Consider the following 20,925-nt stretch of genomic DNA (forward strand, 5'->3'; position numbering starts at 1 on the left):
TTGGCAGTAGGCGTGACGTCTCAGACGATAGCCTTGACGGAGTCCCAGCGAGGTAGCGGAAGGCCAACAGAGAATGCATGCAATCGGCGTAGACATCGGCGGCACGAAGATCGCGGTCGGTGTGGTCGACGAGGACGGCGCGATCATCGCCAAGACGAAGCGGAAGACCCAGCCGCAGGATCCGGCGAGCATCGACGCCGCGATCGCCGATGCGGTCGCCGAGCTCGCGGTGGACCACGAGTTCCACGCGGTGGGCCTCGCCGCGGCGGGCTTCGTCTCGTCCGACCAGGAGAACGTGCTGTTCGCGCCGAACATCGCCTGGCGCGACTACCCCCTCGCGCAGAACGTCGGCGCGCTCATCGGCCGCGACGATGTCGCCGTGGTCGTGGAGAACGATGCGAACGCGGCCGGGTGGGCGGAGTACGCCTTCGGCGCCGCGCGCGACTCACGCAACATGGTGCTCCTCACCATCGGTACCGGCCTCGGCGCCGCCATGGTGGTCGACGGCAAGCTCGTGCGCGGCGCGTACGGCTTCGCCGCCGAGCTCGGCCACCTCCGCGTGGTTCCGGGCGGCCACTCGTGCGGCTGCGGGCTCCGCGGCTGCTGGGAGCAGTACGCCTCGGGCTCGGCCCTCACCCGCGAGGCCCGCCGCGCCGCCGTGGAGCGTCCCGTCCGCGCGGCGCGCCTGCTCGAGCTCGCCGGTGGCGACGCCGCGAGCATCAAGGGCCCGCACGTCACCGAGGCCGCGGTCGAGGGTGACGAGCTGGGCGTCGAGCTGCTCGCCGAGCTGGGCCGTTGGATCGGCGAGGGCTGCGCGTCGCTCGCCGCGGCGCTCGACCCCGAGCTGTTCGTCATCGGCGGCGGCGTCGTCGGCGCCGGCGACCTGCTCCTGCACCCGGCCCGCAAGGCGTTCGAGGAGAACCTCCCCGCCCGCGGCCACCGGCCCATCGTCCCCATCGTCGCGGCCGAGATGGGCAACGACGCGGGCATCGTCGGCGCGGCCGACCTCGCGCGCATCGCGTCCGCCGACCGCTAGGAAGCCATGAGCGACACGTACTACCGCCTCTTCAAGCACGTCCTCGTCGGCCCCGCCCTCAAGGGCGTCTACAAGCCGGCGGTCGAGGGCGAGGAGCACATCCCCGCGACGGGCGGCGCGATCCTCGCGTCGAACCATCTGTCGTTCTCCGACTCGGTGTTCCTGCCGGTCGTGATCAAGCGCAAGGTGGTGTTCCTCGGCAAGGAGGAGTACTTCACCGGCAAGGGCGTCAAGGGGTACGCGACGAAGGCCTTCATGGAGGGCGTCGGCACCATCCCCGTCCACCGCGGCGGCGGGCGCGCGTCCGAGGCGGCGCTGCGCACGGGCCTCCAGGTGGTGCAGGGCGGCGAGCTGCTCGGCATCTACCCCGAGGGCACGCGCAGCCCCGACGGCCGCCTGTATCGCGGCAAGACCGGCGTCGCGCGCCTCGCGATCGAGTCGGGCGCGCCCGTCATCCCGGTCGCGATGATCGACACCCACATCGCGCAGCCCATCGGGCAGAAGGTGCCCAAGCGCACCCCGATCGGCGTCAGGATCGGCCCGGCGGTCGACCTGTCCGAGTTCACGGGCCGCGCCGAGGATCGGTCCGCGCTGCGCGAGGCCACCGACCGGATCATGGCCGCGATCGCGGCACTGTCCGGCCAGGAGTACGTCGAGCGCGACGCCGCGATCGTCAAGCGTGAGCTCGCCAAGGAAGCCCGCAAGGAGGCGGGGGAGTAGGTCCCCCGTCCCGGTGCCGCGCCCGTCGGCGCGCGCCTAGAATGACCACGAAATCCGCAAGTTGAAAGACGAAAGGTCCGTCATGACGGTTCGCCGCGTTGCACTCCTGACCGCCGGTGGGTTCGCTCCCTGCCTGTCCTCCGCGGTGGGAGGCCTGATCGAGCGCTACACCGAGATCGCCCCCGAGGTGGAGATCATCGCCTATGAGCACGGCTACTGGGGCCTGCTGCTCGGCAAGAAGATCGTGATCGACGACGACGTGCGCAAGCACGCCGGCCTGCTCCACGAGTTCGGCGGCTCGCCTATCGGCAACTCGCGCGTCAAGCTCACCAACGTCGCCGACTGCGTCAAGCGCGGCCTCGTCCAGGAGGGCCAGGACCCGCTGGCCGTCGCCGCGGAGCAGCTCAAGGCTGACGGCGTGGACGTCCTCCACACCATCGGCGGCGACGACACCAACACCACCGCCGCCGACCTCGCCGCCTACCTGGCCGAGAACGACTACGGCCTCACCGTCGTGGGCCTGCCCAAGACGATCGACAACGACGTGGTGCCGATCCGTCAGTCGCTGGGCGCCTGGACCGCCGCCGAGGAGGCCGCGAAGTTCGGCCGCAACATCATCGGCGAGCACCGCTCGGGCCCGCGCATGCTCATCATCCACGAGGTCATGGGCCGTGCCTGCGGCTGGCTCACCGCCGCCGCCGCGATGAAGTACCGCGAGGACCTCGAGACCCGCACCTTCCTGCCCGGCATCGGCCTGACCAAGGAGCGGTGGGACATCCACGCCGTCTACGTGCCCGAGCAGAAGCTCGACATCGACGCCGAGGCCGCGCGCCTGCGCGCCGTCATGGACGAGGTCGGCAACGTCAACATCTTCCTGTCGGAGGGCGCAGGCGTGCCCGAGATCATCGCGGAGATGGAGGCCTCGGGCCAGGAGGTCAAGCGCGACCCGTTCGGCCACGTGCGCCTCGACGAGATCAACCCCGGCCAGTGGTTCGCGAAGCAGTTCGCGGAGAAGCTGGGCGCCGAGAAGGTCATGGTCCAGAAGTCGGGCTACTTCTCGCGTGCCGCCGCGGCGAACGCGGAGGACCTGCGCCTCATCAAGTCGATGACCGACTACGCGGTCGAGTGCGCCCTGCGCGGCGAGCCCGGCGTGATCGGCCACGACGAGGAGGACGGCGACCGCCTCAAGGCGATCCCGTTCCCGCGCATCGCGGGCCACAAGCCGTTCGACACCACGACCCCGTGGTACGTCGAGACCCTCGAGGCGATCGGGCAGGCGTAACCACATGACCGAGGCTGCCCTGGCGGCGGCGGGCGTCGACTCGTACCTCTCCAAGGAGGCGAGGCAGCAGCCGCAGTGGCCCGATGCCGCTGCGCTGCGACGCGCGACCGACCGGCTGACGCAGGTCCCCCCTCTGGTGTTCGCGGGCGAGGCGGACCGGCTGCGCGAGCAGCTGGCCGCCGCGTCGCGCGGCGACGCCTTCGTGCTCCAGGGCGGCGACTGCGCCGAGATCTTCGCGGAGGCCACGGCCGACCGCATCCGCAACAAGATCAAGACCATCCTCCAGATGGCCGTGATCCTCACCTACGGCGCCTCCACGCCGGTCGTGAAGATCGGCCGCATGGCGGGCCAGTACGCGAAGCCGCGCTCGTCCGACACGGAGACCCGTGACGGCGTGACGCTGCCCGTGTACCGCGGCGACATCGTCAACTCGTCCGGCTTCACGGCCGACGAGCGCATCCCGGACCCGAACCGCCTCGTCGACGCGTACCACGTGTCCGCGTCGACGCTGAACCTCATCCGGGCCTTCACCCAGGGCGGCTTCGCGGACCTGCGCCGCGTCCACCAGTGGAACAAGGGCTTCGCGGCGAACCCGGCGTACTCCAAGTACGAGACGTTCGCGAAGGAGATCGACCGTGCGGTGCGCTTCATGGGCGCCGCGGGCGGCGACTTCGACGCGCTCAAGACGGTCGAGCTGTTCTCCAGCCACGAGGCGCTGCTGCTCGACTACGAGCGGGCCCTCACGCGGATCGACTCGCGCTCGAACCTGCCGTACGACTGCTCGGCCCACCTCCTGTGGATCGGCGAGCGCACGCGTCAGCTCGACGGCGCGCACGTCGAGTTCCTCTCGAAGGTGCACAACCCGCTCGCCGTGAAGCTGGGCCCGACCGCATCGTCCGCCGACGCGCTCGCCCTCGCGGAGCGTCTCAACCCCGACAACATCCCCGGCCGTCTCACGTTCGTCGCCCGCATGGGCGCCGACAAGGTGCGCGACGCGCTGCCCGGGATCGTCGAGGGCGTGCGCGACTCGGGCATCGCGGTGACGTGGCTCACCGACCCGATGCACGGCAACACGTTCACGTCGGAGTCGGGCTACAAGACCCGCAAGTTCGACACCATCCTCGACGAGGTCACGGGCTTCTTCGAGGTGCACGAGGCGCTGGGCACCGTCCCCGGCGGTCTGCACGTCGAGCTCACCGGCGACGACGTGACCGAGGTCATGGGCGGCACCGAGCGGATCGACGACGAGGGCCTGGCCCGGCGTTACGAGACCAAGGTCGACCCGCGCCTCAACCACCAGCAGTCGCTGGAGATGGCGTTCCTGGTCGCGGACCTGCTCGCCCGCCATAAGGCGCGCCTGCCGCAGCAGGAGGAGCTGGCGTAGCCCGCTCCCTCACGCAGAAGCCCCGTCCGGAAGGACGGGGCTTCTCGCGTCTCAGGGGACGATGCGCGGCGTCAGTTGTACATGAGGACGATCGACGTGCCCTGCTCGACCTGGGCGCCCGGCACGAGCGACTGGTCGACGATCGAGCCCTTCGAGCTCCACGGCCACTTCGCGTACAGGGTGACGTCGAGCCCGTCCTTCTGGGCCTGCTTGAGCGCCTTGTCGACGTCGAGGCCGACGTAGTCGTCGACCGTGACGAGCGGCGGGCCGTCGGACACGGTGATGGTGATCGCGTCGGTGCGGTGCGCCGACGCGTTCGCGGCGGGGGACTGCGCGAAGACCTCTCCCTTGGGGGCGTCGGTGGTGCGCGCGTGCTCGACCGAGACCACCATGCCGGCGTCGTCGAGGGTGGCCACCGCATCGTCCGCCGTCATCCCCGAGACGTCGGGAACGGTGAGCGGCGCGGGGCCGCCGGAGACCTCGAGCGCGATCGGGGTGTCGTGGCGCACGCTCTCGCCGGCGGCCGGGGTGATGGACATCACCTGGCCCTCGGGGATGGTGTCCGAGTAGGTCGACGTGACGTCTCCCACGGGCAGCTCGAGGTCCTTGAGCGTCGCCTTCGCGTCCTTCTCCGACTCGCCGACCAGCGTGGGCACGGTGGTCATGCGCGGGCCCTTGGAGACGGTGACCGCGACGGTGCCGTGCTCGAGGATCCGGGCCTGCGCGCCGGGGTCCGTGGAGATGACGATGCCCTCGGCGATCCCGTCGTCGAAGACGCGCGTCACCTGGGGGACCAGGCCGGCGCCCTCGAGGATGGTCTTCGCGTGGTCCTCGGTCTCGGACGCGACGGACGGCACCGTGGTGTAGGCCCCGGGGCCGATGGAGTTGTACCACCACAGCCCGCCGCCGCCGAGCGCCAGCACGGCGACGAGGATCGCCGCGATCCACCAGCCGGCGCGCCTGTCGGTGCGGGCGGGCTCCTTGGCCTCCGGGTCGTCGTCGGGCAGCGCCGCGAGCTCGGCGCCCACGGACGGGAACGGGTGGCCCAGGCCGATCGGCAGCGCGACGGTCGAGCCCGCGGGGGTGGCCGCGAGGACGGCGGTCACGTCGGGGTCCGCGCTGATGGGGGTCGCGCCGGACGGCGGCTCGGCGCGGCGGTCGAGCGTGGGGTCGTCGAGCAGTCCCTCCACGCGGCGGACCTGCTGGAGCGCGGCGGCGGCGTCCTGGGGGCGCGCGTCGGGCTCGCGCGCCGTGAGGTGCGCCACGAGCTCGTCGATCTCGGCAGGCAGCCACGGCACCACGGTCGACGGCGCGGGCACGTCCTCGTGGACGTGCTTGGTGGCCACCTGGATCGCGGTGGTGCCGGTGTGCGGCTGGCGGCCCGTGATCATCTCGTACAGGAGCACCCCGGCGGCGTAGACGTCGGTGCGGGTGTCGGACACCCCGTTGGCGATCAGCTCGGGGCCGAGGTACGCGACCGTGCCGAGGATGGTGCCGGAGGTGCTCGAGGTGACCTCGGTGACGGCGCGCGCGAGGCCGAAGTCCGCGACGCGGGGGCGGCCGTCGGCGTCGATGAGCACGTTCTCGGGCTTGACGTCCTGGTGCACGAGGCCCTGGCGGTGCGCCGAGGCGAGCGCGTCGAGCACGTGGTCGAGCGTCTCGAGCGACTCCCGCAGCGACAGCGTGCCCATGCGCTGGAGCCGCTCGCGCAGGTTCCCGCCCTCGACGAACTCCATGGTGAGGTACGACACGTCGTCGTCGATGCCCTGGTCGTAGACCCGCACGACGCCGGGGTGGGTCAGCCGCGCGGCGGCCTTCGCCTCGCGGCGGAACCGCGCGACGAACTCGCGCGAGTTGGGGTCCACCTCGAGGTGCCGGTGCATGACCTTGAGCGCGACCTCACGCTCGAGGCGGCGGTCGAACGCGAGGTACACGGTGGCCATGCCGCCCGCGGCGACGCGGTCGCGCACCTCGTAGCGGCCGTCGATGACGCGGCCGAGGAGCGGATCGGTCAGGGTGTCGGACACGGGACACATTCTAGGCGGCGCGCCTGAGAGGACTGGCGGTCCCCGAGCGGCGCGCCGCATCGAGGGGGGTCGATGCGGCGCGCCGCCGCGGGGGCCGGGTCAGCCGAAGCTCCTCATCAGCGCCTTGACGCTGGCGACGTAGCCGACGGTGTCGGAGTGGTACCCGTGGTCCTTCACGGCGGCCGCGCCCTGGTAGTAGCCGGCGATCGCATCGTCCACCTTGTCGAAGGTGCGCGTGAGCGAGCGCAGGATCAGGACGCCCGCCGTGACGTTGTCCGACGGGTCGAGCAGGTCGAGGCGGCGGCCCGCCATGTCCGAGGCCCACTGACCCGAGGTCGGGATGACCTGCATCACGCCGACCGCGTTGGCGGGGGAGACGGCGCGCATGTCGAAGCCGGACTCCTGGTAGGCGACGGCGAGGGCGAGCGTCGCGTCGACGCCGTGACGGCGCGCGGTGGCCGAGATGAGGTCGCGCATCTCGGCGCGCGTGGGCACCGCGCGCGCGAGCAGGGTGGCCTTGTTGCGGTTGGCGGCGTCGACGATCGACGAGGCGTACGTGCGCCCCGCGAACGTGTCGCCGACGAGGGCCTTCGGCGTGGCGGGGATGAGCAGGCGCTGGCCGACGTAGATGGTCGACGCGTTCGCGAGGCGGTTCTCCCGCGCGATCGTCGCGACGGTGGTGCCGTGGCGCTGCGCGATCTCCGACAGCGTGTCGCCCGCCTTGACCGTGTAGTGGCCGCGGCTCGCGGTGGACGATGCGGTGGTCGAGCCGCTCGCGCCGCCGGCGGGGGACGCGGCGGGCTTCGCGCCCGGGATCGTGAGGCGCTGCCCGACCCGGATGAGCGACGCGTTCGCGAGATGGTTGGCGCGCGCGAGGGTCGCGACGGTGGTGCCGTGGTGCTGCGCGATCTCCGACAGCGTGTCGCCCGCCTTGACCGTGTAGGTGGCAGAGGCGCGGGCCTGCGTGGACGTGCCGCTCGCGTGCGAGGCGGAGGACGAGGTGCCGCCCGTTCCCGCGCCCGCGCCGTTCCCGCCGAGGGTGAGGCGCTGCCCGGGGAAGATCAGGGACGCGTTCGCGAGGTGGTTGTCGCGCGCGATCCGCGCCACCGTCGTGCCGTGACGATGCGCGATCTCGGACAGCGTGTCGCCCGCCTTGACCGTGTAGGTGGCGGACAGGTGGGTCACCTTGGCCGGGGCCGAGGCGCCCCGGTGGTCCGGGATCGTGACGGTGGTGCCGACGTAGATGGTCGCGCGCGCGTCGAGGTCGTTGGCCGCGACTATCGCGGGGATGGTGGTCCCGTAGCGGTGCGCGAGGGCGGAGACGGTGTCGCCCGGCTCGACGCGGTGCTGCTCGTCGGCGGCTGCCGCGTCTGCGGTCGCGATGCCGAGCACGGTGACGAGCGCCGCGGTGGTGGCGGTGCGCGCCGCGGACGCGGGGGTGGACGTCGCTGCCATGCGTACCTCCGGCTGTGAGGGATGGGGGCAATGTGACGGATGTGACAAAAGTGACGGTAACCCGGGGGCCGCCCGGTCGCAAGGGCGCGCGCCCGGATCAGTACCCTGGACCCATGACCGACGACCTCGCCTGGCTCACCGTTCCCGACTTCGCCGACCGCCTGGGCACCACCGCCAGCAGGGTGCGCGAGATGCTGCGGGAGGGCGAGCTGCTCGCCGTCCGCCGCGGCGAGCGTCAGACGCTGCAGATCCCCGCCGGCGTGATCGTCGACGGCGAGGCCGGCCCCGAGGTGCTCGCGACGCTGCGCGGCACGCTCACCCTCCTGCGCGACGCCGGCATGGACGACGCCGAGATGGCGGCGTGGCTGATGGCGGACGAGCCCGAGCTCGGCATGAGCCCCCTCGACGCCCTCCGCGAGGGCCGGCGCGCGCACGTGCGTCGCATCGCCCAGACCCTGCTGTAGGCGGCGGGCGCCGTCGGTCAGGCGGCGCGGTCGACCGCCGCCGCCACCAGCGCGAGCAGCGCCTCGGGCGCGTCGAGCGCGGCGGTGAGGGCGGCACGGGCGAGCGTCGCCTGCCCGTCGATCTCGCGTTCGACCGCCTCGATCGCGCCGGAGGACCCGATCGCCGCGATCGCGTCCGCGATCCGGTCGGGCGTCGCGTCGGATCGCCCCAGCACCGCGAGCACGGCCTCGCGCTGCGCCTCGTCGCCGTGCGTGAGCGCGTGCCACACGAGCAGCGTCCGCTTGCCCTCGCGCAGGTCGTCGCCCACGGGCTTGCCGGTGACCTCGGGGCTGCCGACGAGCCCGAGCACGTCGTCGCGGAGCTGGAACGCGACGCCGAGCGGGAGGCCCGCCGCGCGCAGCGCCGCGACGGTCTCCTCGGGCGCCCCCGCTGCGGCGGCGCCCATCGCGAGCGGGAACTCCGCCGTGTACGACGCCGTCTTGGACCGCATCACGGCGCGGATGCGCTCCTCGAGCCCTGCCAGGTCCGCGAGCGGCGAGACGGCGACGCGCATGTCGAGGTGCTGGCCCGCCGTGACGAGCGCCGCCATCTCGTCGAACAGGTCGCCGACGCGGTCGCCCGCGCGGCGCGCCGCGAGCGAGGCGCCCCGGAGGGCGGCGACGAGCGTGACGTCGCCCGCGAGGATCGCGCCGGCGCGCCCGTAGCCCTCCGCGTCCCCGAGCCAGCCCGCGTCGCGGTGCTGCGCCTCGAACATCCGGTGCGCGGCCGGGCGGCCGCGACGCGTGTCGGAGCCGTCGAGCACGTCGTCGTGCAGCAGCGCGGCCGTCTGGAACAGCTCGAGCGCGGCCGCGAGCATGAGCGCAGCCTCGCGATCGGTCCCCCCGCACGCGTCGAACGTCGCGAGCAGCAGGCGGCCGCGGAACGCCTTGCCGCCCTCGGCCGAGGCGGCCACCTGCGTCGCGATGTCCGCGGCGGCGGGGCCGGCGGGGGCCATGGCGTCCGCGGCCCACGCCAGCAGGCGCGCGGTGTGGTCGGCGATCGCGGGGCGGGGGTCCTCGGCGGCAGGCATGCGACCAGCGTAGGGGCGCGCGCGGGACCGGTGTCCCCAGCCCAAGGCGGCGCGCGCATCGTCCACAGATTCGCCGCGGCCCGATGCGGGACCTCCGGCGTCGGCCCAGGCTGACCGCATGACAGTGATCACCGGCCCCGGCGAGCTCGTCTCGCTCATCCCGTCCCTGCTCGGCTTCGCGCCCGTCGACAGCGTGGTCGCCGTGCTCGTGCGGGAGCGCGGCGAGCTCGGGGCGATCGTGCGCCTCGATGCCGACGACCTGCTCGGCGAGGATGGCGGGGACGCGGCGCATGAGCTCGCCCTGCGTGCGGCCCACGAGGGCGCGCGCCGCGCCGTGGTGCTCGCCTACGCGGAGGACGACCTCGCAGGACGCCTCGCGCTCACGACGGCCGCGGCCGCGCTCGAGCAGACGGTGGCCGCCGTGGAGTCCTGGGTGGTGGCGGGGGAGCGGTACTACTGCCCGGACTGCGAGGACCCGCGCTGCTGCCCGCCGGGAGGGCGGGCGGTGCCGGCCGCCCGACGCGAGGCCGTCGCGGCCTCGCGGCTCGGCGCGGATCCGGGGGCGTCCCGCGCTCCGGCGACCGAGCGTCGCCTCGCCGCGCGGGCGGCGCGCCGCTGGGAGGCGCGCCGGGACGCGGATCCGGGCGGTTGGCGCGAGACGTCGGCGCGACGGTGGGCGGCGGCGGTCGCGGGTGACGGGCCCGAGGGCCCCGCGGTGTGGGGCGGGCTCGCGGCCGGGCTTGCGGACGTGCGGGTCCGGGACGCCGTCCTGCTCATGCTCGTGCCGCGCGCGCGTCGGGCCGTCGCCGACGCGCTCGCCGGACGCGACTCGCCCGCCGTCGCCGCCGCGCTCGGTCAGGGCATGCGCCCGGCCCGCCCGCCCGATCGCGCCGCCGTGGCCCGCACGCGTGCGGCGCTGACCCAGGTCCTCGAGCACGCGCCCGGCCGCCTGTGCGCCGCGCCGGCGGCCACCCTGGCGGTCATCGCCTGGTGGTGCGGCGAGCCCGGGACCGCCCGCGCGTGGTGCGCGATCGCGCTCGATCACGATCCCGGATATCGTCTGGCGCTGCTCGTCGTCGCCCTCATCGACAGCTCGGGCGCATGAGGGCCGCCTCAAGCGTTGTCCCGGAGAACGGGGGATCGCGCCGCGTGGCGGAACGAATCCCTTGACAAGCGCGTTACACTTTAATGGATTTGCGCGAGGCGATCAGCGGGGCCTCACCATCCACTCCGTGACAGGTCGAGAGGGTAGCCGTGTCGCCAGTGCAACCGGGTCGCGCCGACGGATGTTCCGTCGGTGCGGGGACACGTGCCCCGCGACGCCCGGACCGCGCAACCCCCGCATCGCCCGACGCTTCGCTGTCCCACGACGACAGCACAACCGAGAAGGAGTAAGGCCACGACTACCGCAGCCGCATCCAAGTCCACCGGTGCCGCCAAGGCCGCGCCCAAGCGCGCCGCGAAGGCCGCCCCGGAGGCTGTCGAGGAGGCCGTCGACGCGACCGCCGCCCCCGCGCGCAAGGCCGCTCCCAAGCGTGCCGCGAAGGCGCCCGCCAAGACCGGCCGCGCCGCCGCCACGAAGGCCAAGGCCGCCGACGACGAGGCCGTCGAGGAGGTCGAGGTCGACGAGGCCGAGATCGAGGTCGACGACGCCGAGGTCGTGGCGACCGAGGCGGTCGAGGGCGAGGAGTCCGAGGACGACGAGGCCAAGCCCGCCGCCAAGGAGGAGGAGTCCGACAGCCGCGGCTTCGTGCTCGGCACGGGCGACGACGACGCCCCGGTCCAGCAGGTCATGACGGCCGGCGCGACCGCCGACCCCGTGAAGGACTACCTCAAGCAGATCGGCAAGGTCGCGCTCCTCAACGCCGAGCAGGAGGTCGACCTCGCCAAGCGCATCGAGGCGGGCCTGTTCGCCGAGGAGAAGCTGGGCTCGGGCGAGAAGCTCGCGCCGAAGCTGCGCCGCGAGCTCGAGTGGATCGCCAACGACGGTCGCCACGCCAAGAACCACCTGCTCGAGGCCAACCTGCGCCTCGTCGTCTCGCTCGCCAAGCGCTACACCGGCCGCGGCATGCTGTTCCTGGACCTGATCCAGGAGGGCAACCTCGGCCTCATCCGCGCGGTCGAGAAGTTCGACTACACCAAGGGCTACAAGTTCTCGACCTACGCGACGTGGTGGATCCGCCAGGCCATCACCCGCGCGATGGCGGACCAGGCGCGCACCATCCGCATCCCGGTCCACATGGTCGAGGTCATCAACAAGCTCGCCCGCGTGCAGCGCCAGATGCTCCAGGACCTGGGCCGCGAGCCCACGCCGGAGGAGCTGGCCAAGGAGCTCGACATGACGCCCGAGAAGGTCGTCGAGGTCCAGAAGTACGGCCGCGAGCCCATCTCGCTCCACACCCCGCTGGGTGAGGACGGCGACTCGGAGTTCGGCGACCTCATCGAGGACTCGGAGGCCGTGGTCCCCGCGGACGCCGTGGGCTTCACGCTGCTGCAGGAGGAGCTGAGCAAGGTCATGGACACGCTCAGCGAGCGCGAGGCCGGCGTGGTCGGCATGCGCTTCGGCCTCACCGACGGCCAGCCCAAGACGCTCGACGAGATCGGCCGCGTCTTCGGCGTCACGCGTGAGCGCATCCGCCAGATCGAGTCCAAGACCATGTCGAAGCTGCGCCACCCGTCGCGCTCGCAGGTCCTGCGCGACTACCTGGACTGAGTCCGCACGCACGAAGGCGCCCTTCCCCGGTCGGGGGAGGGCGCCTTCGTCGTTCCCGGAGCGCGGGCCCGCCGCTCGTGTCGCGCGCCGCGTCGTCCGGCGAACTTTGAGATCCCGCTACGCAGACGGCGGCGGTCTCCGGGGTGGATCCTCACAGTTGTCGGCGGAGCGCGGCGGGGCGGGGCGGGGCGGGGCGCGACGCGGCCGCTACGGCGCCGGCGGGAGGCCGGTCACCGACCGCTCGTCCTCCCACGCCTCGATGCCCCGCACGCCGGGCAGCGCGTCGCGCGTGAACACCGGGTCGCGACCCGCGCGCACCTGGTCGCCGAAGTGGCGCAGCAGGCGGAACACGTGCCGCGACAGCGGCGCGATCGCGAGCAGGTTCAGCAGGGCGAGGACCCCCAGCAGCAGGTCCGCGAGCGACCACACGAGGCTCGCCGACACGAGCCCGCCGACCAACACCGCCGCGACGACGCCCGCCCGGTAGGCGAGCAGCACGGCGCGGCGCTCGGTGATGTACTCGATGTTCGACTCGCCGTAGAAGTTGAGCCCGAGGATGGTGCTGAACGCGAGCAGGAACACGATCACCGACAGCAGCGCCCCGGCCCACGAGCCGAGCGAGCCCACCACCGCATCGTGCGTCATCGCGACGCCCGGCTCCGCCGTCGAGAGGTCGGGACGCGTCACCAGGATGATGAACGCGGTGATCGAGCACACGAACAGCGTGTCGAAGTAGACGCCGAGCGTCTGCACCAACCCCTGCTTGACGGGGTGCGTGGTCGCGGCGCTCGCGGCCGCGTTGGGGGCGGTGCCGAAGCCCGCCTCGTTCGAGAACATGCCGCGCTGGACGCCGGTGAGGATCACCGTGCCGATCGCCCCGCCCGCGACCGCCCTGCCAGTGACCGCGTCCTCGAGGATGGCCGACACCACCGGGCCGATCGCGTCCACGTGCAGCGCGACGATCACGATGCCGAGCCCCAGGTACAGCAGCGCCATCGCCGGCACCACGGTCTCGGTGACGCGGGCGATGCGGTGGGCGCCGCCGAGGATCACCGCGGCGGTGAGCACCGCGACGACGATCGCGACCGCCGGCGCCACCCATCCGGGCGCGCCGCCCGTGAAGCTGTCCGTGACGGTCTCCGCGATGGTGAACGACTGCAGCATCGTCACGGCGAACGGCGCGGCGAGGATGAGGACCACCGCGAGCACGACGCCGAGCGCGCGCGAACCCAGCCCGCGCTGCACGTAGTAGGCGGGCCCGCCGCGGAAGCCCCCGGCGTCGCGATGCTTGTACAGCTGGGCGAGCGTGGACTCGACGAACGCCGTGGCCGCGCCGAAGATCGCCATGAGCCACATCCACGCGACGGCGCCCGGCCCGCCGACGGCGATCGCGGTGCCCACGCCCGCGATGTTGCCGATCCCGACGCGCGAGGCGGCCGAGACGGTGAACGCCTGGAAGGCGGACAGGGACTGCGGCCTGCCGTCCGCGTCCGTCGGGGTCCGGTCGGTCAGCCCGCGCAGCATCCGCGGCAGCAGGCGCACCTGCACGAACCCGGAACGGATCGTGAAGTACAGCGCGAGCGCGACGACGAGCGGCAGGACCAGCCAGGTCCACAGGGTGTCGGTGGCGTGCACCACCCACCGCTCGAGCGCGTCCATAGAAGTCCCACCGTAGGCGCTGACGGCGCGTCCCGCTCGGATGCGCAGGGACGATGCGCGGGCGGGGGAGCAGTAGCATCGTCCCGTGACCTTCCTGCGATACTCCCTGCTCGTCCTGCACTTCGTCGGCGTCGCCGCCATCCTGGGCCCGGTGCTCGACCAGCTGAAGGCGGACACCAAGCGGATCACCACCGCGATGGTGTGGGGCGCCCGCGCGCAGATCCTCACGGGGCTCGCGCTCACCGGCGTCGCCTACGCGAACGCGGACTCCGGCCACGAGCCCGACCACGTCAAGATCGCCTTCAAGCTCCTCATCGCGCTGGCCGTGGTCGGCCTCGCCGAGTCGAGCCGCAAGCGGGAGAACCCCGTGATGCAGTACTGGCTCGTCGGCGGCCTGACCCTGGTCAACGTCGTCATCGCCGTCTTCTGGCACTGATGTGACCGGAGTGCGCCCGGCGCTCGCGGACGACGCGGCCGAGATCGTGCACCTCGGCGCGCTCATGTACAAGGCGGTGGGCGCGAAGCCCACCCCCACCTGGGCGGTCGAGTCGACCCGGATGGTGCGCGAGCGGCTCGGCAAGGACCTGTTCGGCGTCGTCATCGACGCGCCGGAGGGCGGCCTGGCCGCGTGCGGCCTCGTCAACGTCGCGCCCCGCCTGGCGCGACCGGGGGCGCACGCCCACCTCATGGGCTACATCCAGTGGGTGTCGACCGCGCCGCAGCACCAGCGCAAGGGCTACGCCCGCACCGTGATGGAGGCGCTGCTCGAGGAGACGGACCGGCGCGGCATCGAGGTGGTCGAGCTCCACGCGAGCCCCGCCGGCCTGCACCTTTACCAGGACCTCGGCTTCTTCATCAAGCACGACAACGTCGCGATGACCTCGCAGCGCCTGCGTCCCCGCCGCTAGGCGGACTCACGCCGGCGGGCGGTGACGGCGCGCCTCGCGCACGGACCGGATGGTCGCCGCGACGGTGGTGATGAGCACGGTCAGGAGAACGATGCACGCCCCGGCCCGCGCGACCCAGCCCACCAGCGCATCGTCCGGGGTGCCGTGGAGGCGGCCCTCGCCGATCCACCACAGCCCCCACGCGACCGCGCCCGCCATCGCCCAGGCGAGGACCGGGCGGGGAGCGAGGTCGCGCGACATGGCGATGCCGAGGAAGGTCGCGGCGATCAGCACGCCCACCGCGGCGGGCATGCCGGCGTCCGGCGCGGAGCCGAGCCACCACGCGCCGAGCGCCGTGACGTTCGCGACCGCGGCCACGCTCGCCCAGCCCAGGTACAGGCCTACGGGGAGGTCGAGCGCGGCGGCCTCGAGCAGCGACGCGGTGCGGCGGCGTACAAGCCCCACCGCCGCGTACCCGAGGCACGCGACGAGCCCCGCCATCACCGCGACCGAGGCGAGCAGCCAGCCGTGCTGGATCACAGAGATCCATGCGAAGTTCAGCACCATCGCGCCGAGCATCGGCCATGCCGCGGCGCGGATGCGAGGGCCGGAGCCGTGGCCGGGCAGCGCCTGCACGACCGCGAACAGCGCGATCCCGCCGTAGATCACCCCCCAGATCGCGAACGCCTGCGGGGCCGGCGCCACGAGCGTCGCGTCCGAGGCGAGCGCCCCGCCCGCGGCCTCGCCGACGGGCGTGCCGCCGAACCACCCGGCGCCCCACAGGCCGCCGACGAGCGCGAGCAGCGCGCCCGCCGCCACGAGGCACCGCGCCGCGACGGCGGCGGCGGACAGTCGTGCCTCGGCATCCACGGTCATGTGTTCCCTTCCTGCCAGGCACAACGCTGTCACGTCCGGCGCGGATCCGCACCCCGAGCGGTGAGGCGGCGCGGCGGCGTCGGAGCGCCCAACTAGGATGTCGGCCGTGGCGAACGACTACTCCGCTAGGCATCTGTCCGTCCTCGAGGGCCTCGAGGCGGTGCGTAAGCGACCCGGCATGTACATCGGCACCACCGACTCGCGGGGCCTCATGCACTGCCTGTGGGAGATCATCGACAACTCGGTGGACGAGGCGCTCGGCGGCAACGGCGACCGGATCGAGGTCATCCTGCACCCGGACGACTCGGTCGAGGTGCGCGACCAGGGGCGCGGCATCCCGGTCGACATCGAGCCCAAGACGGGGCTCACGGGCGTCGAGGTCGTCATGACCAAGCTCCACGCGGGCGGCAAGTTCGGCGGCGGCTCGTACGCCGCGTCGGGCGGCCTCCACGGCGTCGGCGCGTCCGTCGTGAACGCGCTGTCCGAGCGCCTCGACGTGTGGGTCGACCGCGGCGGTCAGACGCACCACATGGGCTTCCGCCGCGGCGAGCCCGGCTACTTCAGGGACCCTGCCTCGGGCGCGAGCCCGGATGCCGAGTTCGTGCCGTTCGTCACGGGCTCCGAGCTCGCGATCGTGGGCAAGGTCGCGAAGGCGCGCACCGGCACGCGGATCCGCTACTGGGCGGACCGCCAGATCTTCAACAAGGGCGCCACGTTCAGCTACGAGGACCTCATCACGCGCGCCCGTCAGACGGCGTTCCTGGTGCCGGGCCTCGCCCTGGTGGTGCGCGACGAGCGCAACCCCGCCGAGCCGCACGAGGAGACGTTCCGCTACGAGGGCGGTGCCAAGGACTTCGTCGACTTCATCGCGTCCGACACCGCGGTCACCGACACGTGGGAGCTGTCCGGCTCGGGCACGTACAAGGAGACCGTCCCCGTCCTCAAGCCCAACGGCCACCTCGTGTCGGAGGAGGTCGAGCGCGAGTGCCAGGTCGACGTCGCGCTGCGGTGGGGCACGGGCTACGAGACCGAGGCGCGCTCGTTCGTCAACATCATCTCGACGCCCAAGGGCGGCACCCATCTCGCCGGCTTCGAGCAGGGCATCGTCAAGGTGCTGCGCGCGCAGATCTCCGCGAACGCGCGGCGCCTCAAGCTCACGGGCAAGGACGGCGCGGAGCGCATCGAGAAGGACGACATCATGGCGGGCCTGACCGCCGTCGTCACGGTGCGGATCCCCGAGCCGCAGTTCGAGGGCCAGACCAAGGAGGTCCTCGGCACGGGCCCCGTGCGCGGCATCGTCGCGAAGGTGGTCGACCAGGAGCTCACCGCGATCCTCACGTCGACCAAGCGCGACACCAAGGCGCAGGCCAACACGGTCCTCGAGAAGGTCGTCGCCGAGATGCGCGCGCGCGTGGCGGCGCGCAAGCAGAAGGAGATCTCGCGCCGCAAGAACGCGCTCGAGACCTCGTCGCTGCCCGCCAAGCTCGCCGACTGCCGCTCGAACGACGTCGAGCTGTCCGAGCTGTTCATCGTCGAGGGCGACTCGGCGCTGGGCACCGCGAAGCTCGCGCGCCGCTCCGACTTCCAGGCGCTGCTGCCCATCCGCGGCAAGATCCTCAACGTGCAGAAGGCGTCCGTCACGGACATGCTGCACAACGCCGAGTGCGCGTCGATCATCCAGGTCGTGGGCGCCGGCTCGGGTCGCACGTTCGACCTCGAGCAGGCCCGCTACGGCAAGATCATCCTCATGACGGACGCCGACGTCGACGGCGCCCACATCCGCACGCTGCTGCTCACCCTGTTCTTCCGGTACATGCGTCCCATGGTGGACGCGGGCCGCGTGTTCGCCGCCGTGCCGCCGCTCCACCGCATCGAGGTGTCGGGCTCGGCGCGCCGCGAGAAGGAGTACATCTACACGTACTCCGAGAAGGAGCTCCAGGAGACCCTGCGCGACCTCAAGCGCGCGGGCCGCAAGTACAAGGACGACATCCAGCGCTACAAGGGCCTGGGAGAGATGGACGCCGACCAGCTCGCGGAGACCACCATGGACCCGGGCAAGCGCACCCTGCGCCGCGTCACCAGCGCGGACGCCGCCGCCGCCGAGCGCGTGTTCGAGCTGCTCATGGGCAACGACGTCGCGCCCCGCCGCGACTTCATCATCGCGGGGGCCGCCTCGCTCGACCACTCGCGGATCGACGCGTGAGCGGGCTGCCGTCCCGCGCCCGCGAGGTGCACGAGGGCGCGCCGCCGTGCTCCGTGCACCCGTACGGCTACCACCGGTCGCCCCAGGTGGGCGAGCCGGGGTCGGCGAGCGTGTTCCGCGAGCGGACCCTGCTGGGCCTGCCGGCCCGCTGCGCGCTCCTCGAGGAGGAGCTGATGGAGTCCGAGCGCGAGCTCGACCTCCTCGACGAGCTGTGGGTGCGCGAGCGCGCGACCGGCACGTGGGCGCTCACGGCGCTCGCCGCATCGTTCACCGGCGCGGCGACCGCCATCGCGGCGCTGTCCGACGTGAGCGGCGGGGGAGTCGCGGCGGTCGTCGTCGGCGGGGCGCTCGTCACGGTGCTCGCCGCGCGCGGGGAGTCCGCGCTGCGCCACGCCCGCCTCGCGCGGGTCCGTGACTGGCACCGTCGCGTCGGCGTGCCCCGCTGAGCGCCGCCCCGGCACCCGCGCGGCGTCCTGGACGGCGCGGCGCCCTTTGCCACAATGGAGTCCCCGGAGCACCAGCGGCCTCGCCGCGCCACCGACACGAGGGATGAGATGGCAGACGACCGCCCGACCGCGCACCGGGACCACGAGTACTCGCTCGAACCGGTGGAGCTGATCCGCCAGTCCGGGGCCGTGCTGCGCGTCGGCCGCCTCATGCTCGCCTCGGGCACCGCGAGCTACCGCGTCAAGGAGGCCATGCAGGCGGTGGCGAAGGCGCTCGGCATCGACCGTCACACGGCCGCCGTGACCCTCACGGAGATCACCGCGACCACCCACCGCGGTCCGATCTTCCGCACCGAGGTCACCGAGGTGCGCACCTTCGGCGTCAACGCGGAGCGCATCAAGCTGCTCGACGACTTCCGCTCGACCCTGCCGGAGACCATCACGGTCGACGAGGTCCACGAGGCTCTCGACCGCATCGAGGCCAAGCCCGCGCTCTACCACCCCGCCGTCAACGCGATCTCCGCGGGCGCGGCCTGCGCGGCGTTCGCGGTGCTCAACAACGCGCGGCCGCTCGAGGTGCTCGCGGTGCTCGTCGCCGCGACCTTCGGCCAGCTGCTGCGCCGGTCCCTCGCTCATCGGTCCTTCAACCCGTTCGGCACCACCATGGCCGCCGCGGCCCTCGCGTGCGGCCTCTACCTGGCGTCGGTCGCGCTCTACGGGATGTTCGGCGCGTCGGTCGACGTGCACGCCTCGGGCTACATCGCGTGCACGCTGTTCCTGCTGCCGGGGTTCCCGCTCATCACCGCGGCGCTCGACCTCGCCAAGCTCGACTTCTCCGCGGGGATATCGCGCCTGGTGTTCGCCACGATGATGATCGTCGGGGCCGCGCTGTCGGTGTGGGCGATGACGCTCATCGGCGCGCTCGACTCGAGCGCGCGCGAGCCCATCGCGCTCGACGCCCCCGTCCACTACGGGGTGATGGCGCTCGCGAGCCTCGTCGGCGTGCTCGGCTTCGCGCTCATGTTCAACTCGCCGTGGCGCATGGCGCTGGCGGCGTCCGTGGTCGGCATGGTCTCCAACACCGCGCGGCTGCTGCTCATCGACCATGGCGTCATGGTCCAGATGGCGACCGTGATCGGCTGCGTCCTCGTGGGCGTCCTCGTCGCGATCGCCGCGCGGCCCGTCGCGTCGCCGATCATCACGCTGCAGGTGCCCGCGGTGCTGGTCATGATCCCCGGCGTGCTGGCCTTCCAGTCGGTGGTCCGGCTCAACGAGGGCGACTACACGGCGACCATCGGCGCGATCCTGCAGGTCGTGCTCGTGGTGCTGTCGATCCTGGTGGGCCTGGTGGTCGCGAAATTGGTCACCGACCCCAAGTGGGCGTTCGACCGCGCCTGAGGCCTCGCACGGGAAGGGGAGCGGCATGGGACCGTCGGGATACCGGGAGCTCGATCCGGGGCTGCCGTGGATGGGCGGAGGCATCGTGCCGCGCCGCCTGGCCGCGGACGATGCGCGGGCCGTCCTCGCGTGCGAGTCGCCCCTCGCGCTGGGCATGATGCTCGCGTACGCGCGCTCCTACGCGGGCCCCCTCGGGGGCGTGGTGCAGGGCACGGTCGCCGGGGCGGTGCTCGCGCTGACGGGCCGTCGGGCCGCGGCGGGCTGGGCGTGGGCGGGCGCGGGCGCCGCGGGTCTCGGGTTCGTCGAGACGCGGCGACGCGCGCGCCAGTGGGAGGCGGTCGTCGAGTCCCGCCTCGGCGTGCTCGCGGCGGCCGCGGCGTGACCGGGGTCCTCGAGGCGACGCGCCGCATCGCCGTGCTCGACGGCCACCGGCTGAGCGACCGCGCGGTGGACCGCATCGCGCGCGCCGCAACGACGCTCGTCCTGCTCAGCACCGACGCGCTCTTCGACGCGACAGAGCGGTTCCGCGCCGTGGTGCCGGGCCTCGCGATCGAGGACGGCGGGCTGGTGCGCGGCGACGTGCGCGAGGCGATCGTGAGCGCCGCCGAGCGCGGCTGCGTGCTGCTCGCCGTGCCCGAGCCGCTGCGTCGGCGCCGCTTCCTCCACCTCGCGGTCAACGGCGCGATCGACGCCGCCGACCGCGGGCACCCGACGGTGGCCGTGATCGTCATGCGCCCCCACGAGGTGCCGGGCGACGTCGCCGTCCTGTCCAACACCGGCGAGGCCTCGGGCTGGGGGCTCGCCTTCGCCCTCGAGATCGCCATGCGCCGCGGCGTGTCCGTCGCGCGCGTGCTGCCCAAGAAGGGGCTGTACGTGCGGCGCGCCGCCGAGGTGGGCCACCGTGCCGACGTCGAGGCGGGCGGCTACGGCGTCAAGGTGAGGCGGCGCAAGGTCGCGCGGCCGCTCGAGACCGTGCTGCGCGGCCAGTACGGCGTCGCGGTGCACTCCGTGCTCGACGTGATCGGCCGGCGCTCGACGCGCGCCGGCGACGGCGCCCCGGCGCGGATCCAGCACGACGCGAACGTCGACGCCGTCCTGTGGCTGCTGCGCTTCTTCCGCGGTGACGTGGTGCTCGTGGGGGACACGGTGCGCCTGCGCGAGAGACGCGGCGCCGCGGCACCGCCGGCCACCCCCTGACCGGCCGTCACCGACCGGCGCATGATCCGACCCGTGGCCGGTCGGATCAGGGACGATGCGGCGTCAGGGTCCGCTTGTACGGCGGTTGAGCGCGGGGCGGGCGGCCGG

The 20,925-nt window shown here is 73.0% G+C and carries 19 protein-coding genes; 14 read left to right on the forward strand and 5 right to left on the reverse strand.

Translation table 11 applies throughout. From position 1 onward, the window contains the following. Positions 1-73 precede the first annotated feature (73 nt). The 4 genes from AOM04_RS09225 to AOM04_RS09240 all read left to right on the forward strand — a co-directional run bounded on the left by AOM04_RS09225 (position 74) and on the right by AOM04_RS09240 (position 4,422). A complete protein-coding gene (locus tag AOM04_RS09225; RefSeq protein WP_062464504.1) occupies positions 74-1,036 on the forward strand; it encodes an ROK family glucokinase in 963 nt (320 codons plus the stop codon). A gap of 6 nt (positions 1,037-1,042) precedes the next feature. Beyond that, the gene (locus AOM04_RS09230) at positions 1,043-1,756 is read left to right on the forward strand and encodes a lysophospholipid acyltransferase family protein (RefSeq protein ID WP_062464505.1); all 714 of its coding nucleotides are present in this window, start codon (positions 1,043-1,045) and stop codon (positions 1,754-1,756) included. 82 nt (positions 1,757-1,838) lie between these two features. Next, entirely contained in the window at positions 1,839-3,038 is a 1,200-nt protein-coding gene (locus tag AOM04_RS09235; protein ID WP_062464506.1) for a pyrophosphate--fructose-6-phosphate 1-phosphotransferase, read from the forward strand. A gap of 4 nt (positions 3,039-3,042) precedes the next feature. Further along, positions 3,043-4,422, forward strand: a complete 1,380-nt coding sequence (locus AOM04_RS09240) for a class II 3-deoxy-7-phosphoheptulonate synthase (RefSeq protein WP_062464507.1) — start codon at positions 3,043-3,045, stop codon at positions 4,420-4,422. Between the two features lie 71 nt (positions 4,423-4,493). On the opposite strand, the gene pknB is transcribed toward AOM04_RS09240, so the two are convergent. Together pknB and AOM04_RS09250 are read right to left on the reverse strand one after the other, a co-directional pair. Continuing rightward, entirely contained in the window at positions 4,494-6,449 is a 1,956-nt protein-coding gene (gene pknB, locus AOM04_RS09245; RefSeq protein ID WP_062464508.1) for a Stk1 family PASTA domain-containing Ser/Thr kinase, read from the reverse strand. A gap of 99 nt (positions 6,450-6,548) precedes the next feature. Then, positions 6,549-7,904 carry a lytic transglycosylase domain-containing protein gene (locus AOM04_RS09250; protein ID WP_062464509.1) on the reverse strand — a complete coding sequence of 452 codons (1,356 nt, stop codon included), beginning with the start codon at positions 7,902-7,904 and terminating at the stop codon, positions 6,549-6,551. Between the two features lie 113 nt (positions 7,905-8,017). Between AOM04_RS09250 and AOM04_RS09255 the strand changes: the two genes are divergently transcribed. After that, positions 8,018-8,368, forward strand: a complete 351-nt coding sequence (locus AOM04_RS09255; protein WP_062464510.1) for an Rv2175c family DNA-binding protein — start codon at positions 8,018-8,020, stop codon at positions 8,366-8,368. Between the two features lie 17 nt (positions 8,369-8,385). Here the strand turns inward: AOM04_RS09255 and AOM04_RS09260 are convergent, their stop codons facing one another. Further along, positions 8,386-9,438, reverse strand: coding sequence for a polyprenyl synthetase family protein (locus AOM04_RS09260; RefSeq protein ID WP_062464511.1), 1,053 nt, complete (start codon positions 9,436-9,438; stop codon positions 8,386-8,388). Positions 9,439-9,556: 118 nt separating this feature from the next. Here AOM04_RS09260 and AOM04_RS09265 point away from each other — a divergent pair, with 118 nt between their 5' ends. Next, positions 9,557-10,543: a DUF4192 domain-containing protein gene (locus tag AOM04_RS09265; protein ID WP_062464512.1), complete on the forward strand. Its 987-nt coding sequence runs from the start codon at positions 9,557-9,559 to the stop codon at positions 10,541-10,543. A gap of 204 nt (positions 10,544-10,747) precedes the next feature. Next, on the forward strand, positions 10,748-12,151 hold the full coding sequence (locus tag AOM04_RS09270; protein ID WP_174447669.1) for an RNA polymerase sigma factor: 1,404 nt from the start codon (positions 10,748-10,750) through the stop codon (positions 12,149-12,151). A 207-nt stretch (positions 12,152-12,358) separates the two neighbouring features. Here AOM04_RS09270 and AOM04_RS09275 read toward each other — a convergent pair whose 3' ends face one another. Continuing rightward, positions 12,359-13,810 (reverse strand): alanine/glycine:cation symporter family protein, encoded by a 1,452-nt coding sequence (locus tag AOM04_RS09275; RefSeq protein WP_062464513.1) that lies wholly within the window; start codon positions 13,808-13,810, stop codon positions 12,359-12,361. An 85-nt stretch (positions 13,811-13,895) separates the two neighbouring features. On the opposite strand from AOM04_RS09275, the gene AOM04_RS09280 reads away from it, so the two are divergent. Continuing rightward, on the forward strand, positions 13,896-14,246 hold the full coding sequence (locus AOM04_RS09280) for a hypothetical protein (RefSeq protein WP_062464514.1): 351 nt from the start codon (positions 13,896-13,898) through the stop codon (positions 14,244-14,246). A 1-nt stretch (position 14,247) separates the two neighbouring features. After that, positions 14,248-14,718: a GNAT family N-acetyltransferase gene (locus AOM04_RS09285; protein ID WP_156160681.1), complete on the forward strand. Its 471-nt coding sequence runs from the start codon at positions 14,248-14,250 to the stop codon at positions 14,716-14,718. 6 nt (positions 14,719-14,724) lie between these two features. On the opposite strand, the gene AOM04_RS09290 is transcribed toward AOM04_RS09285, so the two are convergent. Further along, entirely contained in the window at positions 14,725-15,573 is an 849-nt protein-coding gene (locus AOM04_RS09290; RefSeq protein WP_062464516.1) for a TspO-related membrane protein, read from the reverse strand. 97 nt (positions 15,574-15,670) lie between these two features. On the opposite strand from AOM04_RS09290, the gene AOM04_RS09295 reads away from it, so the two are divergent. From AOM04_RS09295 to AOM04_RS09315, 5 genes are all read left to right on the forward strand, one after another. After that, positions 15,671-17,776 carry a DNA gyrase/topoisomerase IV subunit B gene (locus tag AOM04_RS09295; protein WP_062464517.1) on the forward strand — a complete coding sequence of 702 codons (2,106 nt, stop codon included), beginning with the start codon at positions 15,671-15,673 and terminating at the stop codon, positions 17,774-17,776. Continuing rightward, the gene (locus AOM04_RS09300; protein WP_062464518.1) at positions 17,773-18,222 is read left to right on the forward strand and encodes a hypothetical protein; all 450 of its coding nucleotides are present in this window, start codon (positions 17,773-17,775) and stop codon (positions 18,220-18,222) included. Before AOM04_RS09295 ends, AOM04_RS09300 begins: the two co-directional genes overlap by 4 nt. Positions 18,223-18,330: 108 nt before the next feature. Then, positions 18,331-19,620 carry a threonine/serine exporter family protein gene (locus AOM04_RS09305; protein ID WP_062464519.1) on the forward strand — a complete coding sequence of 430 codons (1,290 nt, stop codon included), beginning with the start codon at positions 18,331-18,333 and terminating at the stop codon, positions 19,618-19,620. 25 nt (positions 19,621-19,645) lie between these two features. Continuing rightward, positions 19,646-20,002, forward strand: a complete 357-nt coding sequence (locus tag AOM04_RS09310) for a hypothetical protein (RefSeq protein ID WP_062464520.1) — start codon at positions 19,646-19,648, stop codon at positions 20,000-20,002. Next, a complete protein-coding gene (locus AOM04_RS09315; RefSeq protein ID WP_062464521.1) occupies positions 19,999-20,817 on the forward strand; it encodes a hypothetical protein in 819 nt (272 codons plus the stop codon). The genes AOM04_RS09310 and AOM04_RS09315 overlap by 4 nt, the downstream gene beginning before the upstream one ends. Positions 20,818-20,925 lie beyond the last annotated feature (108 nt).

This window comes from Demequina soli (genome assembly GCF_000971195.1).
Classification (GTDB): Bacteria; Actinomycetota; Actinomycetes; order Actinomycetales; family Demequinaceae; genus Demequina; species Demequina soli.

Coding starts and splice junctions, on each gene's coding strand:
- AOM04_RS09255 (WP_062464510.1), top strand. CDS start 8,018: ATGACCGACGACCTCGCCTGGCTCACCGTTCCCGACTTCGCCGACCGC.
- AOM04_RS09275 (WP_062464513.1), bottom strand. CDS start 13,810: ATGGACGCGCTCGAGCGGTGGGTGGTGCACGCCACCGACACCCTGTGG.
- AOM04_RS09240 (WP_062464507.1), top strand. CDS start 3,043: ATGACCGAGGCTGCCCTGGCGGCGGCGGGCGTCGACTCGTACCTCTCC.
- AOM04_RS09230 (WP_062464505.1), top strand. CDS start 1,043: ATGAGCGACACGTACTACCGCCTCTTCAAGCACGTCCTCGTCGGCCCC.
- AOM04_RS09235 (WP_062464506.1), top strand. CDS start 1,839: ATGACGGTTCGCCGCGTTGCACTCCTGACCGCCGGTGGGTTCGCTCCC.
- AOM04_RS09290 (WP_062464516.1), bottom strand. CDS start 15,573: ATGACCGTGGATGCCGAGGCACGACTGTCCGCCGCCGCCGTCGCGGCG.
- AOM04_RS09250 (WP_062464509.1), bottom strand. CDS start 7,904: ATGGCAGCGACGTCCACCCCCGCGTCCGCGGCGCGCACCGCCACCACC.
- AOM04_RS09265 (WP_062464512.1), top strand. CDS start 9,557: ATGACAGTGATCACCGGCCCCGGCGAGCTCGTCTCGCTCATCCCGTCC.
- AOM04_RS09260 (WP_062464511.1), bottom strand. CDS start 9,438: ATGCCTGCCGCCGAGGACCCCCGCCCCGCGATCGCCGACCACACCGCG.
- AOM04_RS09225 (WP_062464504.1), top strand. CDS start 74: ATGCATGCAATCGGCGTAGACATCGGCGGCACGAAGATCGCGGTCGGT.
- AOM04_RS09295 (WP_062464517.1), top strand. CDS start 15,671: ATGTCGGCCGTGGCGAACGACTACTCCGCTAGGCATCTGTCCGTCCTC.
- AOM04_RS09305 (WP_062464519.1), top strand. CDS start 18,331: ATGGCAGACGACCGCCCGACCGCGCACCGGGACCACGAGTACTCGCTC.
- AOM04_RS09310 (WP_062464520.1), top strand. CDS start 19,646: ATGGGACCGTCGGGATACCGGGAGCTCGATCCGGGGCTGCCGTGGATG.